Annotated in this window: 17 protein-coding genes and 1 other RNA gene; 13 read left to right on the forward strand and 5 right to left on the reverse strand. The window is 63.5% G+C overall.

What is annotated here, in order from left to right:
- The first annotated feature begins 12 nt into the window (after positions 1-12).
- The gene (locus IB277_RS15415; protein ID WP_029742350.1) at positions 13-867 is read left to right on the forward strand and encodes a prephenate dehydratase; all 855 of its coding nucleotides are present in this window, start codon (positions 13-15) and stop codon (positions 865-867) included.
- Between the two features lie 423 nt (positions 868-1,290).
- Positions 1,291-1,428 (forward strand): DUF1127 domain-containing protein, encoded by a 138-nt coding sequence (locus tag IB277_RS15420; protein WP_064817013.1) that lies wholly within the window; start codon positions 1,291-1,293, stop codon positions 1,426-1,428.
- Positions 1,429-1,492: 64 nt separating this feature from the next.
- Here IB277_RS15420 and IB277_RS15425 read toward each other — a convergent pair whose 3' ends face one another.
- From IB277_RS15425 to IB277_RS15440, 4 genes are all read right to left on the reverse strand, one after another.
- Positions 1,493-1,861 carry a VOC family protein gene (locus IB277_RS15425; RefSeq protein WP_034804768.1) on the reverse strand — a complete coding sequence of 123 codons (369 nt, stop codon included), beginning with the start codon at positions 1,859-1,861 and terminating at the stop codon, positions 1,493-1,495.
- A gap of 80 nt (positions 1,862-1,941) precedes the next feature.
- Positions 1,942-2,649 carry a YafY family protein gene (locus IB277_RS15430; protein ID WP_110818572.1) on the reverse strand — a complete coding sequence of 236 codons (708 nt, stop codon included), beginning with the start codon at positions 2,647-2,649 and terminating at the stop codon, positions 1,942-1,944.
- A gap of 25 nt (positions 2,650-2,674) precedes the next feature.
- Positions 2,675-3,655: an NAD(+) diphosphatase gene (nudC, locus tag IB277_RS15435; protein WP_034804765.1), complete on the reverse strand. Its 981-nt coding sequence runs from the start codon at positions 3,653-3,655 to the stop codon at positions 2,675-2,677.
- Between the two features lie 2 nt (positions 3,656-3,657).
- Positions 3,658-4,110, reverse strand: coding sequence for an HIT domain-containing protein (locus tag IB277_RS15440; RefSeq protein WP_162731791.1), 453 nt, complete (start codon positions 4,108-4,110; stop codon positions 3,658-3,660).
- 64 nt (positions 4,111-4,174) lie between these two features.
- Here IB277_RS15440 and ffs point away from each other — a divergent pair.
- The 5 genes from ffs to IB277_RS15465 all read left to right on the forward strand — a co-directional run bounded on the left by ffs (position 4,175) and on the right by IB277_RS15465 (position 8,598).
- Positions 4,175-4,272: signal recognition particle sRNA small type (ffs, locus tag IB277_RS15445), an RNA gene on the forward strand.
- A gap of 45 nt (positions 4,273-4,317) precedes the next feature.
- Complete coding sequence (locus tag IB277_RS15450; RefSeq protein ID WP_090296201.1) at positions 4,318-6,186, forward strand: DNA polymerase III subunit gamma/tau; 1,869 nt, start codon at positions 4,318-4,320, stop codon at positions 6,184-6,186.
- Between the two features lie 39 nt (positions 6,187-6,225).
- Positions 6,226-6,549 (forward strand): YbaB/EbfC family nucleoid-associated protein, encoded by a 324-nt coding sequence (locus tag IB277_RS15455; RefSeq protein ID WP_029742357.1) that lies wholly within the window; start codon positions 6,226-6,228, stop codon positions 6,547-6,549.
- A gap of 162 nt (positions 6,550-6,711) precedes the next feature.
- The gene (recR, locus tag IB277_RS15460) at positions 6,712-7,317 is read left to right on the forward strand and encodes a recombination mediator RecR (RefSeq protein WP_110818571.1); all 606 of its coding nucleotides are present in this window, start codon (positions 6,712-6,714) and stop codon (positions 7,315-7,317) included.
- A gap of 42 nt (positions 7,318-7,359) precedes the next feature.
- Positions 7,360-8,598 carry a lytic murein transglycosylase gene (locus tag IB277_RS15465; protein ID WP_090296204.1) on the forward strand — a complete coding sequence of 413 codons (1,239 nt, stop codon included), beginning with the start codon at positions 7,360-7,362 and terminating at the stop codon, positions 8,596-8,598.
- A 109-nt stretch (positions 8,599-8,707) separates the two neighbouring features.
- Here the strand turns inward: IB277_RS15465 and IB277_RS15470 are convergent, their stop codons facing one another.
- The gene (locus tag IB277_RS15470) at positions 8,708-10,342 is read right to left on the reverse strand and encodes an MFS transporter (protein ID WP_029742360.1); all 1,635 of its coding nucleotides are present in this window, start codon (positions 10,340-10,342) and stop codon (positions 8,708-8,710) included.
- Between the two features lie 273 nt (positions 10,343-10,615).
- Here IB277_RS15470 and rimP point away from each other — a divergent pair, with 273 nt between their 5' ends.
- From rimP to rbfA, 6 genes are all read left to right on the forward strand, one after another.
- Positions 10,616-11,236: a ribosome maturation factor RimP gene (gene rimP, locus IB277_RS15475; RefSeq protein WP_029742361.1), complete on the forward strand. Its 621-nt coding sequence runs from the start codon at positions 10,616-10,618 to the stop codon at positions 11,234-11,236.
- Between the two features lie 46 nt (positions 11,237-11,282).
- Complete coding sequence (gene nusA / locus IB277_RS15480; protein ID WP_029742362.1) at positions 11,283-12,902, forward strand: transcription termination factor NusA; 1,620 nt, start codon at positions 11,283-11,285, stop codon at positions 12,900-12,902.
- A gap of 5 nt (positions 12,903-12,907) precedes the next feature.
- A complete protein-coding gene (locus IB277_RS15485; RefSeq protein WP_090296207.1) occupies positions 12,908-13,615 on the forward strand; it encodes an RNA-binding protein in 708 nt (235 codons plus the stop codon).
- Between the two features lie 105 nt (positions 13,616-13,720).
- A complete protein-coding gene (gene infB / locus IB277_RS15490) occupies positions 13,721-16,432 on the forward strand; it encodes a translation initiation factor IF-2 (RefSeq protein ID WP_034804758.1) in 2,712 nt (903 codons plus the stop codon).
- Positions 16,432-16,884, forward strand: coding sequence for a hypothetical protein (locus tag IB277_RS15495; protein WP_110818570.1), 453 nt, complete (start codon positions 16,432-16,434; stop codon positions 16,882-16,884). The genes infB and IB277_RS15495 overlap by 1 nt, the downstream gene beginning before the upstream one ends.
- 79 nt (positions 16,885-16,963) lie before the next feature.
- A complete protein-coding gene (gene rbfA, locus IB277_RS15500) occupies positions 16,964-17,371 on the forward strand; it encodes a 30S ribosome-binding factor RbfA (RefSeq protein ID WP_029742366.1) in 408 nt (135 codons plus the stop codon).
- Position 17,372: the final 1 nt, after the last annotated feature.

Here is a 17,372-nt window from a genome sequence, read left to right on the forward strand (position 1 = left end):
AAGGACGCTACCGTGACCGCCAAGACCAACAGGATTTCCTTCCAGGGCGACTATGGCGCCAATTCCGACATGGCCTGCCGCGACATGTTCCCATCGATGGAGCCGCTGCCCTGCCAGACCTTCGAGGATGCCTTCGTCGCGGTCGAGAACGGCGACGCCGATCTGGCGATGATCCCGATCGAGAACACGATCGCCGGCCGGGTCGCCGACATCCATCACCTCCTGCCGGAATCGCGGCTGCACATCGTCGGCGAATATTTCATGCCGATCCGTTTTCAGCTGATGGTGCTTCCGGGTGTCACGCGTGACGAGATCCGCACCGTGCACAGCCACATCCATGCGCTCGGCCAGTGCCGCAAGATCGTGCGCTCCAACGGCTGGAAGCCGGTCGTCGCCGGCGATACGGCGGGCGCGGCAAAGCTCGTCTCCGAAAAGGGCGACCGCTCGATGGCAGCGCTCGCGCCGCGGCTTGCCGCCGATCTCTATGGCCTCGAAATCATCGCCGAGAACGTCGAGGATACCGAGAGCAACGTCACCCGTTTCGTCGTGCTGTCCAGGGAAGAGCAGCGCATCGCCCGCACCAGCGACGAAGAGCTGATCATCACCACCTTCGTCTTCAATGTCCGCAACATCCCGGCAGCGCTCTACAAGGCCATGGGCGGTTTCGCCACCAACGGCATCAACATGACCAAGCTCGAGAGCTACCAGCTTGGCGGCCGGTTCGTGGCGACGCAGTTCTATGCGGATATCGAAGGCCACCCGGATGATGTCGGCGTGCGCCATGCCATGGACGAGCTTCGCTTCTTCTCCGAAAAGGTCCGCATCCTCGGAACCTATAACGCGCACCCGATGCGCGGCGTTCTCTGAACAGGCCGCTCCGGCGCCAAGCTGTTGAGAAAGGCCTGCGCAGGCGGGCCTCGACCGCCTCCCAAAGTGGTGAGGCGGTCGCTATCGTTAGCACGCTGCTTGGCCCCTCAGCTCCGCCTGAAGGCCGCGAATGCGCCTGATTTCTGACCAAAATGAAGCCTGCGGTTGTGGTCTTCTCGCGCCGCACATATCTGATCCTGCCATCTGGCTAAGGTTTTCAGAGCATCACGTTTAAGTCCTGAGCGTACCGTTCGCGGTGATTTTCCGAGAGAATCATTGGTTTCGCCACGCCCTACGGGGGTGAAAGTGGCAAAAATTCGTTAACCGGCTACGCGTCTGGCGCATGCCTAGTTTGCAATCGTGGCGCTACACAAATTTTAGGCAAATGCCTATTTGACGCTCGTCAAGTAAGGAGTGTTAAAGATGAAGATCCGTCAGAAGATCATGGAATATGCGAAGACCCGCCGTGCGATCCGCGAGCTGAATGCTCTCGACGATCACGCACTGAGCGACATCGGTCTGTCCCGTTCGCAGATCCAGGCCGCCGTTTACGGCCGCTAATTCCGTACCATTCGCGCATCCCGCCGCTTCAGGCTGGCGGGATGCGCGCAGCATACCCTCTCGCTCAAGAATCGTAGAGGCAGACGCGCAGCCGGTGACCATCCGGATCGAGCGCGACGAAAGTCGGACCGAAATCCATTTCGGTCAATTCCTGCGCAATCGGCAGGCCTTTCCCCTTCCAATCCTCGTAACGTGCGCGCACCGCGCTCTCGTCTTCCACCATGAAGGCCAGTTCCGACCGGCTGCCCGATGCCGCCGGCTCTGGCGCGACCGTATGTTCGGCCCAGAGCCCGAGCGTGAAGCCGCCGGGCAGCTCGAAGGACGAGAAGGTCTGGTAGGTGACGCTTGGTTCCTGCGCGAGAAGCGCGCGGTAGAAGGTCACGCTTGCGAGCGGGTCCTTGACGTAGAGAACGATGAGATTTGCCTTGGCCATGCTGTTCCTCCTTGTTGCGGAAGGTGCAGGCTAGGGCTGGCCGCTGCCAGTTTCTGTCAGCATCGGCGCACCAACACCCGTCAGGAGCCGACCGTCTCTCGCTTCGATGCCGCCATGTTCTGGCTCGCGCGCCAATCCTTCATCAGCACCTGCCGGCGGCGGGGATAGCGCGCCTCCGTCACCGTCATCTTCTGCATGCGGTCGGCGCGAAAGTGCCGGAAGTCCAGGCGCAGCTCGCACCAGGCCATGACCATGCGCACGTTCTCAAAGAAGCCGAGGGCAAAGGGCCAGACGGTGCGCTGCGTCGCGCTGCCGTCATTGTCGACGTAGTCGAGCTCCACCTTGCGCTCGTTGCGGATTGCGCGCCTAAGCGCGGCGATGTCGATGCCGTTGGTGGCCGGCGGGCTCGGGCCGACGAGCAGGGTCGAACTGTCGAGCTCGTCGCGAAGTTCGGCGGGCAGCACCGCGGCAATCTTGGCGAGCGCATTGGCGGCAGCGCCGGCGAGATCATCGTCAGTACGCTTGGAGACCCAGCGCGAGCCGAGCACCAAGGCTTCGATCTCCTCGGCGGAAAACATCATCGGTGGCAGCATGAAGCCGGGCTTGAGCACATAGCCGAGCCCCGGCTCGCCCTCGATATCAGCGCCCTGCGCCTGGAGGCTGGCGATATCGCGGTAGAGCGTTCTGAGGCTGACGCCGGTTTCTTCCGCCAGTCGCTGGCCGCTCACCGGCTGGCGGTAGCGCCGGAGCACCTGCAGAAGGTCGAGCAGCCGTTCGGAGCGGGACACGGTCGATCTCCCTGTATCCGTCGCCTTATGTCCGCTCGCCCCAGGCGAGCCAGTCACGCATCAGCTGGTGCGCGATCGCGCCCTTCGGCGGCGGAATATGCGCGTCGCCGGTGTCGGCGACCCCGGTCGACCTTTCGAGCATCGCGATCGTTTCATCGCGCGTGAACCAGCGCACGTCTTCCAGCTCGTGCTCGTCGCGCTTGATGACGGTTGATTTCGCCTCCGCATAGCAGCCGATCATCAGCGTGTGCGGCATCGGCCAGGGCTGCGAGGCATGGTAGCGTACCCGGCCGATATGGATGCCGGACTCCTCGAGCGTTTCCCGCCGCACGGCGTTTTCGATCGTCTCTCCCGGCTCGACGAAGCCGGCAAGGCAAGAATACATGCCCGGCGCGAAATGCGGGCTGCGGCCGAGCAGGCAAAGATCGCGCTCAAGGTCGATCGTCATCATGATGACGACAGGGTCGGTGCGCGGGAAGACCATATGGCCGCAGGCGGTGCAGACCCGGCGATAGCCGCCGGCCTTGCCTTCCATCGGGCCTGCGCAGCGACCGCAGAAGCGGTTGTTGGCATTCCAGGTAATCAAGCTCGAGCCTTGCGCGAACTGGCCGAGCAGTTCCTCCGGCAGCATCTGCTGGCGATAGAGGGTGCGGCCGTCGGCGATCTTGAAGGGCTCGGTGATCGTCTCGTCCGTCAGGCCCGTCGGCACGGCCAGCCGGGGCTCGCCGTTGGCGAGGTAGCCGAGCAGGATCGTCTCGTCGAGAACGGGTTCGAGACCTTCAAGCTCATAAGGCGCAAACAGTGGGTCGATGATCTTCTCGTCATGCTTGACGATCAGCTTCGGTCCGGAGAAGGCCAGGAAATGCGCACCCGGGTGCTTCAGTGCCACCTGGACGCAATCGTCGGCCCGGTGCTCCGACTGGCGATCCAGATGATTCTCTGAGAAGGCGACGAGGGTGCTTGGCTCTGGATGCGGGCTGCGAAGGTCAAAGATCGATTTCGTCATGTTCAGAGGTTTTCCAGAATGCGGGCTGCGAAGGCCTGATGTTCTTTTTCGTCCCACGGCTCCGCCTTGCCGAAGCCCCAGACCGGCCCCGGCCAGTTCGGGTCGCCGTCGCTGCGGGCGATGATATGCACGTGAAGCTGCCGGACGATGTTACCCAATGCGCCGATATTGATTTTCTCGGCGCCCGTGACCTTCTTCAGCGCCGTCGCTGCCATGGTCGTCTCGAAGGTCAGCATCGTCTGGTCGAGCGGGGTGAGGTCGAAGATCTCAGAAATGCCTTCACGCTGAGGAATGAGCACGAGCCAGGGCCAGCGGCGGTCGTTCATCAGCCGCATCTGGCAAAGCCCGATCGAGGCGATCGGAATGCCGTCGCGCTCGAGCCGCTCGTCGAGGGTGAAGGTCGTCAACTGGGTCTCCTCGGCTATTGAGAATGACGGATTCGCCTTGTTTTGCATATCGATATCAGTTTTTTGACGGCTTGGCTTGCATTTGCTTTCGATATTGCCGATATGGAAGCCGGGAGGTTGGTGGTGGACGAGCCACTCGCCAACCGGGTCAGGTCCGGAAGGAAGCAGCCCCAACGAGCTCCGGCACGGGTCATCGTGCCAGCCTCCCACCTTCTCCGTCCTGTCGGGACAAGAGTTCGAACAGCGGCAGGGTCGATGAGCGACGATACGTCCATTTCATCCGTTGAGAAACCAGCCGCCTACCGTGTTCTGGCGCGCAAGTATCGCCCCAAGGATTTCTCCGACCTGATGGTCGGCCAGGAACCGATGGTGCGCACGCTCACCAACGCGTTCGAAACCGGCCGCATCGCCCAAGCCTACATGCTGACCGGGGTGCGCGGGGTCGGCAAGACCACCACCGCCCGCATTCTCGCCCGCGCGCTGAACTATAAGACACCGGATATCGATCGGCCGACCATCGACCTGCGCGTTCCCGGCGAACATTGCCAGGCGATCATGGATGGGCGTCACGTCGACGTCATCGAAATGGACGCGGCGTCACACACCGGCATCGACGATATCCGCGAGATCATCGAACAGGTGCGCTACCGCCCGGTTTCGGCCCGCTACAAAGTCTACATCATCGACGAAGTGCACATGCTCTCGACCCAGGCCTTCAACGGCCTGCTGAAGACGCTCGAAGAGCCGCCAGAGCATGTGAAATTCATCTTCGCGACCACCGAAATCCGCAAAGTGCCGATCACGGTTCTGTCGCGCTGCCAGCGCTTCGACCTGCGCCGCATCAGCGCGTCCGATCTCGTCGGCCTGTTTTCGACGATCCTCGGCAAGGAAGGCGTATCCTTCGATCCGGAAGCGCTTGCGATGGTGGCCCGCGCTGCCGAAGGCTCGGCGCGCGACGGTCTGTCGCTGCTCGACCAGGCGATTGCCCATGGCGGCGGCGCTGTGGAAGTCGAAACCGTGCGTTCGATGCTCGGCCTTGCCGACCGAGCCCGCATCGTCGACCTCTTCGAGCACGTCGTCAAAGGCGATGTCGCCGCGGCCCTCAAGGAATTCACCGCACAATACGAGGCCGGCGCCAATCCGACGGTCGTATTGACCGACCTTGCCGATTTCACCCATCTCGTCACCCGGATGAAATACGTACCGGAGGCGGTCAACGACCAGTCCTTGAGCGAGATCGAGCGCACCCGCGGCGCCGTCTTTGCCGAGAGCGTCGCGGTTACGGCGCTCTCGCGCATCTGGCAGATGCTCCTGAAGGGCATTCCGGAAGCCGAAAGCTCGTCGCGCCCGGCGGGTGCCGCCGAAATGGTGCTGATCCGCCTGGCGCATGCGGCACATCTGCCGGCGCCTGAAGAGGCCGCGCGGCGCTTGCTGGAACTTTCCGGCAATGAAGGCGGCGGCGCTCGCCCTGGCCCTTCAGGTGGCAACGGCGGCGGCGCACAGGCCCAGGCTTCCGTGTCCGTGTCGGCGCAGGCATCGCAGCCGATGCCGGTGCAGCGCCCGACGAGCAATGGTGCGACCATGCTGCGCGCCGTCCCGGACGTGGCGCCCCAGGCGGTTGCCGTTGGCCGCATCGAAGAACGCCCGGTGGCGGCGCCTGCGGCCAAGCCGCAGCCGTCGGTGCCGGTCAATTCGATCGCCGACATCGCCGATCTCTGCGCCAAGAACCGCGACATCAAGCTGAAGACGCTGGTGCGCGGCTTTCTGCGGCTCGTGCGGATCGAGCCCGGACGTCTCGACGTCAACGTCTCGGATGACGCGCCGAAGACGCTGCTTGGCGAAGTGGCCGTCAAGCTCAAGGAATGGACCGGCATCCACTGGATCGTCAGCTACAGCCGCGAGGCCGGTGAGCCGACGCTGATCGAGGCGGAACAGCGGGCGCAGGAGCAGCGCGTCAACGACGCGCGCCAGGACCCCGATGTCGCCGCCATTCTCGCCCGGTTCCCGGGCGCCAAGATCACCGACGTGCGCATTCGCGCCGTTGAAGAAGAGGCCGAGAGCCAGGCTCCGGCCACAGCCGAATCCGCCGACGGCGATATCGTCCCTGGCGACGACATCGAATAGTCCCGTCTGCGAGCAGAAACAGAAAGACAGGAGACGACGATGCGCGACATCATGGGGATGATGGGCAAGGTCAAGGAAATGCAGGCCAAGATGGAAAAGATGCAGGCGGAAATCGCCGCGCTCGAAGTCGACGGCACCTCCGGCGGTGGCCTCGTCACCGTTCGCCTCGACGGCAAGGGCACCCTCAAGAGCCTGAAGATCGATCCCTCGCTGTTCAAGGAAGACGACGTCGAGATCCTCGAAGACCTGATCGTCGCCGCCCACAAGGACGCCAAGGACAAGGCCGAAGCTGTGCAGGCGGAAAAGACCCGCGAACTGACTGCCGGCCTGCCGATCCCGCCCGGCATGAAGCTGCCCTTCTGATCGTCTCCGGGCAGTAGGTTCGGGAAGCAGGGCGGTCTGCCGCCCGCAGCATTTGCGCGCCGGCGGTGGTAGCCGCCGGGTACCGCGTCGACACCCGCCGCTTCGCGTGCGGGCGTTTCGAAGGCGATTCCGTTTCGGCGCGATATGGGCTAAAAGCGCCGCATGGCAAAACGAGTCACCGGCCCTGAAATCGAAAAACTCATCCAGCTCCTGGCGAAAGTGCCGGGGCTCGGACCGCGTTCGGCGCGCCGCGCCGCCCTGCATCTCGTCAAGAAGAAGGACCAGTTGCTGGGTCCGCTCGCCGACGCGATGGGCGAAGCGCACCGCAAGGTCCGCATCTGTTCCTGCTGCGGCAATGTCGATACGATCGATCCCTGCACCGTTTGTTCGGACGAGCGTCGCGACCACGCCGTGCTCATCGTTGTCGAGGACGTGTCCGATCTCTGGGCACTGGAACGCGCCGGCGCTATGAACGCCGCCTATCATGTGCTCGGCGGCACGCTCTCGCCGCTCGACGGCGTCGGCCCCGACGATCTCAACATCAAGGGTCTCGTCCAGCGCGTCGCCAATGGCGGCGTCCGCGAGCTGATCATCGCCGTCAATGCCACCGTCGAGGGCCAGACGACGGCGCACTACATCACCGACCAGCTCGAAGGCATGGAGGTGAAGATCACCCGGCTTGCCCATGGCGTGCCGGTCGGCGGCGAGCTCGACTACCTCGACGAAGGCACCTTGGCGGCTGCCCTTCGCGCCCGCACGTCGATCTGAGCGTCATTTCGGACGCTGCAATCCAACCGATGGGGAAGCCTTATGCTGAGACTTCTTTCACTGACGACCTTGCTGCTCTGTGGCTGGCTGGGGCTCGCGCAAGCCTCGACCAAAGCCGACGTCGAGGCGCAGTTTCGTACCTGGCTGCAGAATGATCTCTGGCCGGAGGCGAAGAAGGCCGGCATTTCCGCCGGATCCTTCAAGGCGGCCTTTTCCGACGTGAAGCTCAACTGGGACCTGCCGGATCTGGCGCCGCCCGGCTTCCCGAAGCCGAAGGAACAGAAGCAGAGCCAGGCGGAGTTTTCCTCGCCCGGAAACTACTTCTCGGAAAAGCGTCTGCAGGGGCTCGCCGCCACCGGCCGCAGCCTGGCTTCCACCCATGCGTCGACCCTGAAGAAGATCGAGCGCACCTATGGCGTGCCGGGCTCGGTGATCGTTGCCATCTGGGGCCGCGAATCCGGCTTCGGCCGCGCCAAGATCCCCTATCCGGTGGTCGATGTGCTCGCGACCAAGGCGTTTATGTCGACGCGGCCAGACCTGTTTCGCCGCGAGCTGATCGCGGCACTGCACATTCTCGACAGCGGCGATGTCGACGAGGCGGCGATGCGCGGCTCCTGGGCCGGCGCTATGGGTCAGCCGCAGTTCATGCCGTCGAGCTTCCTGCAATATGCCGTCGATTTCGATGGCGACGGCCGCCGCGACATCTGGAATTCGGTGCCAGACAGCCTGGCGTCGATCGCCAATTATCTGGTCAAGAAGGGCTGGCAGCGCGAGCGTGACTGGGGCTTCGAAGTATCGATTCCCGAAGCCGTCTCCTGTGCGCAGGAAGGGCCGGACCTCGCCCAGCCCCTGTCGAGTTGGGCGAACAAGGGGATCGTCAGGATTTCCGGCAACGCCTTTCCGTCGCACGAATTGTCCGCATCTTCGATGATGCTGGTGCCCGCTGGTCGCCATGGGCCGGAGTTTATCGTCACGCCGAATTTCTACGTGCTCAAGGAATACAACAACTCCGACCTCTACGCGCTCTTCATCGGCAACCTCGCCGACCGCATTGCGACAGGCGGCGGCGCGTTCCGCGGCACGTGGGGCGACGTCGGCAACATGCTGCGCTCGGACGTTCTGAAGATGCAGAAGGCGCTGGTTGCCAAGGGCTACGACGTCGGCAAGGTCGATGGTCTCCCCGGCTACAAGACGCGCCGTTCGCTCGGCGACTGGCAGGCAAAGAGCGGCCTTGCCGCCACCTGCTTCCCCGATGCTTCGCTGAAGGCGAAGCTGCGGTAGAGCCAATTGCAGCCGGAGGCGCTGGTGCGCCGACTGCCGAAAAGAAAAGGCCCCGTCACCGGGGCCTTTTTCGTTGCATGGTCGAGATCGGCGCGAGGGCCGGCACAAGCTAGTGCATGTCCACATTCACCTGGCGCTTGTAGCGCTCGTAATGGGTCGGCACGATCGTCTGGCGCTCGATCATCCGGTGCACGCGCGGTGGTGCTTTGCCGCTATGCAGCGCCGTCAGCCTGTCGCCGACGGCCGCGTCCGCCTGGGTGCGCCGCTGGTTGTGACGCACATATTCGACCCAGGTCGGCACGTGGTAGGTCTCCGTCCAGGTGGTCGGGTTTTCAAGGTCGCGCATCAGCGCCCAGTGTCCGGCGCCGTCACGGATGCGGATACGCCGCCGTTCCGCCATGGTGGTCAGGAACTCCGGGATGTCGTCGTCGGCGATTTCGTAGTCGATCATGATGACGATCGGGCCGCTGCGCGGTTTCAGGTCCAGTTCGAGCGGCGGCTCGTTGAAGCGGTTCAGCGGATCGAGGTTGAGCGAGGTGAATTCCGGCAAGGGCAGGCGGAAGCCGACCACGACGCCGGCGAACATCAGCAGACAGGAGCCCATCAACGCGTTGGCCGCGCCATATTGCTCGGCGGCCGTACCCCAGAGCCAGCTGCCGCCGGCAATGCCGCCGAAGGTCATGGTCTGGTAGAGCGAAAGGGCCCGGCCAACCACCCAGCGCGGCGTCGACAGCTGCACCGTGGTGTTGAACAGCGACAGCGCCAGCACCCAACAGGCGCCGGAGATGAGCAGCACGAGACAGCTCAGCCAGGCATAGGTGCTCCAGGCCGTGATCGCGGCGCTGGCGGCAAATCCGGTGAAGGCGATGCGCACGATCGCTTCGCTCGAAAGCTTCTCGCGCAGGCGGGCGGAGAGCAGCGCCCCGCCGATCGCGCCAAGGCCGAAGGCGCCGAGCATCAGACCGTAGGTGAGCGGCCCACCCTGAACGAGGTCGCGGGCGACGAGCGGCAGAAGAGCGAGGATGGCGCTTGCCGAAAGGCCGAAGAGGAAGCCGCGCAAGAGAACCTTGCCGATGTTCGGCGACATTGCGACGTAGCGCAGGCCAGCCGAAATGGCGCGCCCCAGCGTCTCGCGCGGCAACGTGCTCGTCGGCACCTCGCGACGCCAGCGCACCAGCGCAAAAAGGATGGCGAAATAGCTGAGCGTATTGGCGAAGAAGGCAGCCGCCGCACCGAGTGCCGCGACGATGGCGCCGCCGATCGCCGGGCCGACGCTTCGGGTGATGTTGAAGCCCATGCTGTTGAGCGCGACCGCTGCCGGCAGGTCTTCGCGCGGAACCATGTCGCCGACCGACGCCTGCCAGGATGGGTTGTTGAGCGCCGTGCCGCAGCCGATGAGGAAGGTGAAGAGCAGGAGCAGCCAGGGCGTGATCAGCCCGACATAGGCACAGATCGTCAAGAGCGCCGAGACGAAGAGCATGAAACACTGCGCCACCAGCATGATCCGCCGCCGGTCGAAATTGTCGGCAAGCGCGCCAGAGACAAGCGAGAAAAGCATGATCGGCAGCGAGGTCGAAGCCTGCACCAGCGCCACCATGTTCGCCGACGAGGAAATGGAGGTCATCAGCCAGGCGGCCCCGACCGATTGAATAAGGCCGCCGAAATTGGAGGCGAGGCTCGCGATCCATATCGTGCGGAAGATGTCGTGCTTGAAGGGGGCAAGCGGCGAAATACGGGTTGGCACCTCGTCTTCTCTCTTCGTTTCTTGATTGTCGTCTCGAAGCGGTTCGTCTCCTGTTATAGGCCCGACAACGCGAAGTGCCACCCGCTGAAACTGACCTTGTTGGCGAAGATGCTCGCCGGCGGTTCGTCCGGCCATTTGCGTCGGACGGCCCAATGCCTTGCAATTTGTGGCGATGGGGCGTATATGAGCCTCAAATTCTTGATCGGTAGATGAAGAGTGGGCCCGTCAGGACCCGCTCTTTTTTATTAGCCGGTCCGATGAGGAGATGATCGTTTGTCCGATACGACAACGGCTGAAAATGCAAATGAACCCCGCCTGATCACCGAAACCGGTCTCGACCAACGCGTCGCCGACATCATCGAGCCGGTGATCGTGCCGATGGGCTACCAGCTCGTGCGCGTGCGCATGTCGGGCCAGAACGGCATGACGCTGCAGATCATGGCAGAGCGCACCGACGGCACCATGACCGTCGAGGACTGCGAAGAGATCTCCAAGGCCATTTCGCCGGTGCTCGATGTGGAAGATCCGATCGACAAGGCGTATCATCTCGAAGTGTCGTCGCCGGGCATCGACCGCCCGATGGTGCGCAAGTCCGACTTCTTCCGCTGGCAGGGTCACCTGCTGAAATGCGAGACGTCGGTTCTGGTCGATGGCCGCAAGCGGTTCCGCGGCAAGATCGTTTCTGTCGATGACGACGGTTTCCGGCTTGAGCGCGACCAGGTGGCCTATGGCGAGGAGCCCGTCGTCGTGATCCCGTTCACCACGCTTTCCGAAGCGCGGCTGATCCTGACCGACGATCTGATCCGCGATGCGCTGACGGCCGACAAGAAGGCCAAGGCTGCGCGTGCCGCGAACGAGAATTTCGAAGACGAAGATTCACCTATTGAGGAATAAGTCGGGCGGAGCTTGAAAGCCCCCTGCAACCCAACGGAGACAAGACATGGCAGTCAGTGCTAACCGGCTCGAGCTTCTGCAGATCGCGGATGCTGTCGCGCGTGAAAAGGTGATCGACCGCGAGATCGTTCTGGCCGCGATGGCCGACGCGATCCAGAAGGCCGCCCGCTCGCGCTATGGGTCGGAATCGAACATCCGCGCCGACATCAACTCCAAGACTGGCGAAATCCGCCTGCAGCGTCTTCTGGAAGTGGTCGAGAAGGCTGACGACTACTCCACGCAGATCCCGCTCGAGCTTGCTCGCGATCGCAATCCGGACGCCAAGCTCGGTGACTTCATCGCCGACCCGCTGCCGCCGATGGATTTTGGCCGCATCGCCGCCCAGTCGGCCAAGCAGGTCATCGTGCAGAAGGTGCGTGAGGCCGAGCGCGACCGTCAGTTCGACGAGTTCAAGGATCGCGTCGGCGAAATCGTCAACGGCACGGTCAAGCGCGTCGAATACGGCAACGTCATCGTCGACCTCGGCCGTGGCGAAGGCATCATCCGTCGCGACGAGATGATCCCGCGCGAAAACATGCGCTACGGTGATCGCGTCCGCTCCTTCGTCTACGACGTTCGCCGCGAACAGCGCGGCCCGCAGATCTTCCTGTCGCGTACCCATCCGCAGTTCATGGTGAAGCTCTTCACCATGGAAGTGCCTGAAATTTACGACGGCATCATCCAGATCAAGTCGGTTGCCCGCGACCCGGGTTCGCGCGCCAAGATCGCGGTCGTCTCCAACGATAGCTCGATCGATCCGGTCGGCGCCTGCGTCGGTATGCGCGGTTCGCGCGTTCAGGCCGTCGTCGGCGAGTTGCAGGGCGAAAAGATCGACATCATTCCGTGGTCGCAGGATCCGGCGTCGTTCATCGTCAACGCGCTGCAGCCGGCGGAAGTCGCCAAGGTCGTTCTCGACGAAGACGCCGAGCGCATCGAAGTGGTCGTTCCCGACGAGCAGCTGTCGCTCGCCATCGGCCGACGCGGCCAGAACGTTCGCCTCGCTTCGCAGCTGACCGGCTGGGATATCGACATCCTGACCGAGCAGGAAGAGAGCGAGCGCCGCCAGAAGGAATTCACCGAGCGCACCAACCTCTTCATGGATGCGCTCGACGTCGACGAAATGGTCGGTCAGGTGCTGGCTTCGGAAGGCTTTGCCGCCGTTGAGGAGCTTGCCTATGTCGATCTCGACGAAATTGCGTCGATCGACGGTTTCGACGACGAGACCGCCAACGAAATCCAGACCCGCGCTCGCGAGTACCTGGACCGGATCGAGGCGGAAATGGATGCCAAGCGCCGCGAACTCGGCGTTGCCGACGAACTGCGCTCAATCGACGGCCTGACGAGCCAGATGCTCGTTGCGCTGGGCGAAGAAGGCATCAAGACGGTCGAGGACTTTGCTGGTTGCGCCGCTGACGATCTCGTCGGCTGGAGCGAACGCAAGGACGGCGAGACCAAGCGTTTCGAAGGCACCTTCTCGAAGTTCGACGTCTCGCGCGCCGAAGCCGAAGCCATGATCGTTCAGGCCCGCCTCGCAGCCGGCTGGATCACGCAAGAGGACCTGGCAAGCGAAGAGGTCGAAGGTGAAGAGCCGATCGACGTTGCCGAAGGCGCCGAGCAGGACGCTTAAGGACGATGATCGCCTCTGATCATGCCGACAGCCTGCCTTCGGACGCCCTGCCCACGGATGGGGGGCCGAAGGATCGCAGCGGCGGCACGCGGACCTGCATCGTCACTCGTGAAAGCGGTTCGCCAGACGAGTTGATCCGCTTCGTGGCTGGGCCAGACGGTCGCGTCGTTCCCGATCTGAAGCGTCAGCTTCCGGGGCGCGGCTGCTGGGTCAAGGCCGAGCGGGCGCTGATTGAGAAGGCGGTGGCGAAGAAGTTCTTCGCCCGCGCCCTGAAGGCGGACGTCAAGGCCGACGCGACGCTCGCCGACGATGTCGACCGGCTGCTCGCCGAGCAACTGGCCGGAATGATGAACATGGCGCGCAAGGCGGCCCAGTTCATCTCCGGCGCAACGAAGACGGAGCAGGCCGTCAGGGGACTGGCGGCACTCGCCGTGTTTCATGCGTCCGACGCTGCGGCCGACGGCGTGCGCAAGATAGACCAGGCCCGCAAGGCGATGAGCTTTGTGGCCGACGATGAAATGGAAATACCTTCGTTCCGTCCCTTCACCGGGGCGGAAATGGAGGGCCTTTTAGGAAGTAATGCTTTTATCCATGCCGCAGCGCTTGCAGGGCAGGCGGGTGAAGGTGTAGTGAAGCGCGCAATCATGCTCGAAAAGTACCGAGGATCCGTCCCGGTCCGGGCCGACGGCGGCGCTGGCAAGCCACAGCAATGACCCGCGTCACCGGCACAGTCTGGCATCGCGTACATTGTTTGAGACAATTTGGAAGACAGGGTCAGGTGATACGCATCCGGCCCTGATCGCTAGGAACGGAACGGAATGACCGACAACAACGACGACAAGACAGGCAGCGCAGCGGGCAAGAAGACGCTGACCCTGAAGCCCCACGGGGTTTCGCAGGGGACCGTGCGTCAGGACATGGGCCGTGGCCGCACCAAGGCGGTCGTGGTCGAAACCAAGAAACGCCCCTTCCACCGCCCCAAGGACGAGCGTCCGATCACACCGGTTGCTGCAGCTCCCGCTGCGCGCCCGGCCGATCAGCGCCCGGCTCAGCCGCAGCCTTCGGGTCGCCCGGCACCGCAGCCGCAGCAGCATTCGACGCGTCAGGAAGCCAACCAGGCCAATCGTCCGCGCGTCGGTGTCGTTCTGAATCAGCTATCCGCCGGTGAGATCGATGCGCGCCGCCGTGCTCTGGCCGAAGCCCAGATCCGGGACGCCGAAGAAGCGGTCATCCGCGCTGAGAACGAAGCACGCCGCAAGCGTGAGGAAGAAGCCCGTCTCCAGCAGGAGAAGGAAGAAGCCGCACGCCGCGCTGCCGAGGAAGCAGCCCGCGCGGCGGCCGAGCCCGAAGCCAAAGCCGAAGTTAAGGCCGCAGAGGTTGTTGAAGAGCGCCCCGTGGCTGCTCGCGCACCGGCTTCCACCGAGCGTCGCGTTGACAGCCGCCCGCAGGCCGGACGGCCCGCCGACCAGGCAGGTGGACTTCCGACCCCGGCTCCGGCCGGCGCACTGCGCGGCCGTAAGGTCGACAACGAAAAGGATGACGATCGTGGTCCGCGTCCCGGCGCAGGTCCGGCGCGCGGCAAGGTCGTGCGTCCCGAGCCTGCCAAGGTTCCGGCCCGCCCGAAGGGCGACGACGGTCGCCGCCAGGGCAAGCTGACACTGACCACCGCTGCCGACGAGGATAGCGGCCAGCGCGCCCGTTCGCTGTCGGCCATGCGTCGCCGCCAGGAGAAGTTCAAGCGCAGCCAGATGCAGGAAACCCGCGAGAAGATTTCGCGCGAAGTCATCCTGCCCGAGACCATCACCATTCAGGAGCTGTCGCAGCGCATGTCTGAGCGCGCCGTTGACGTCATCAAGTTCCTGATGAAGGAAGGTCAGATGATGAAGCCCGGCGATCTGATCGATGCCGACCTGGCCGAACTCATCGCCGGCGAATTCGGCCACACGGTCAAGCGCGTTTCGGAATCCGACGTCGAAGAGGGCATCTTCAACGTTTCGGACACGGACGAAGAAATGGAACCGCGTCCGCCGATCGTCACGATCATGGGGCACGTCGACCACGGCAAGACCTCGCTGCTCGATGCGATCCGCCACGCCAACGTGGTGGCCGGCGAAGCCGGTGGCATCACCCAGCACATCGGCGCCTACCAGGTCGAGCAGAACGGCAACAAGATCACCTTCATCGACACCCCCGGCCACGCGGCGTTCACCGCCATGCGTGCTCGCGGTGCCCAGGCGACCGACATCGCGATCCTGGTGGTTGCGGCTGACGACAGCGTGATGCCGCAGACGATCGAATCGATCAACCACGCCAAGGCGGCCGGTGTTCCGATCATCGTGGCGATCAACAAGGTCGACAAGCCGTCGGCAAATCCGCAGAAGGTTCGCACCGAGCTGCTGCAGCACGAAGTCTTCGTCGAATCCATGGGCGGTGAAGTCCTCGACGTGGAAGTGTCCGCCAAGAACGGCACCAACCTCGACAAGCTGCTCGAAGCGATCCTGCTTCAGGCAGAAATCCTCGACCTGCGCGCCAATCCGAATCGGACGGCCGAAGGTACGGTCGTGGAAGCCGAGCTTGACCGCGGTCGCGGTGCGGTTGCCACCGTCCTCGTACAGAAGGGCACGTTGCGTCCGGGCCAGATCATCGTCGCCGGTGATCAGTGGGGCCGTGTGCGCGCGCTCGTCAACGACAAGGGCGAACACGTCAAGGAAGCCGGTCCGTCCATGCCGGTCGAGGTTCTCGGCCTGTCCGGTACGCCGGCAGCCGGCGACAAGTTCGCCGTCGTCGAGAACGAAAGCCGTGCTCGCGAGATCTCCGAGTACCGCCAGCGTCTCGCCCGCGAGAAGCAGGTTGCCCGTCAGTCCGGCTCGCGCGGTTCGCTCGAGCAGATGATGACCCAGCTCCAGACCTCCGGCCTCAAGGAGTTCCCGCTGGTCATCAAGGGCGACGTGCAGGGTTCGATCGAAGCGATCGCCGGTGCTCTCGACAAGCTCGGAACCGACGAAGTGCGTGCGCGCATCGTGCATTCGGGTGCCGGCGGTATCACCGAGTCCGATATCTCGCTCGCCGAGGCATCGAACGCCGCGATCATCGGCTTCAACGTCCGCGCCAACTCGCAGGCCCGTTCGGCCGCCGAGCGTGCCGGCATCGAAATCCGCTACTACAACATCATCTACGATCTGGTAGATGACGTGAAGGCGGCGATGTCGGGCCTGCTCTCGCCGGAGCGTCGCGAAACCTTCCTCGGCAACGCCGAGATCCTGGAGGTGTTCAACATCACCAAGGTCGGCAAGGTCGCGGGTTGCCGCGTCACCGAAGGCAAGGTCGAGCGTGGCGTCGGTGTCCGTCTGGTTCGCGACAACGTCGTTATCCACGAAGGCAAGCTCAAGACCCTCAAGCGCTTCAAGGACGAAGTCTCGGAAGTCAATGTCGGTCAGGAATGCGGCATGGCCTTCGAGAACTACGAAGACATCCGCGCCGGCGATACGATCGAGTGCTTCCGCGTCGAGCATATCACCCGGACGCTCTAATGGGCCTGAAAGCCCGGCAAATCTGCACAACGGCGGCCCTGGCCGCTGTTGTGTCGTTTTGGTGGACGCCGGCCTTCGCGGAAGTCTGCGACAAGATCTATCCCGAATGGGATGGTCAGAAATTCTCGGTTCTCAACGAGGTGGCCGCTTTTCTGACCAATTGGGTCGGCCTGGCGGCGCTTTTCTGTCTCGTTACCGGTTCAGCGGTTTTGCGCCTTCGGGCGCTGCTTTGGGTCGGGAGCCTTCTCGGCAGCCTCCTCCTCCTGGTGGCCATCACGTCCTGGGGAGATGCCGAGCACCAGTTATGGCAGTCGGCCATCAATGAGGGTTGCGCACATCCGCAGTTCGAACTGATCCAACTGCTGTCCGCGCTCGTGTTGACGGCTACGGGTGTCTTTCTGGGACTGCGTCGAAGAAAGCGGGCGCAGGCAATCAGAGCTACCCGTGCCTGAGGCACGGAAGGTATATTACGCTGAAGAGTAAAACGGTTTGCCGCCCCGAGCGGGCGCAATACCTTGGAAAGCAACGACCATGAGCAAAGCCACATCCTCTGCCCCCTCCCAGCGCATGCTGCGCGTCGGCGAACAGGTGCGCGCTGCCATCACCCAGGTTCTGCAACGCGGCGAGGTCCGCGATCCGGTGATCGAGAAGACCGTCATCGCGATTTCGGAGGTGCGCATGTCACCAGATCTGAAGATCGCCACGGCCTATGTCACGCCGCTTGGCGTGCCCAACCATGCCGAGGTCATCGACGCGCTCAACCGCAATGCCAAGTACATTCGCGGCCGCCTCGGTCCGCAGCTCCGGCAGATGAAATACATGCCCGACGTTCGTTTCCGCGACGATACGAGCTTCGACAATTACAAGAAGATCGACGAGCTCTTGCGTTCGCCGGAAGTCAGCCGCGATCTCGACCAGACCAGCGAAGACGAAGAATAGT

Source organism: Ensifer sp. ENS07 (assembly GCF_014852185.1).
Taxonomy (GTDB): Bacteria; Pseudomonadota; Alphaproteobacteria; order Rhizobiales; family Rhizobiaceae; genus Ensifer; species Ensifer adhaerens.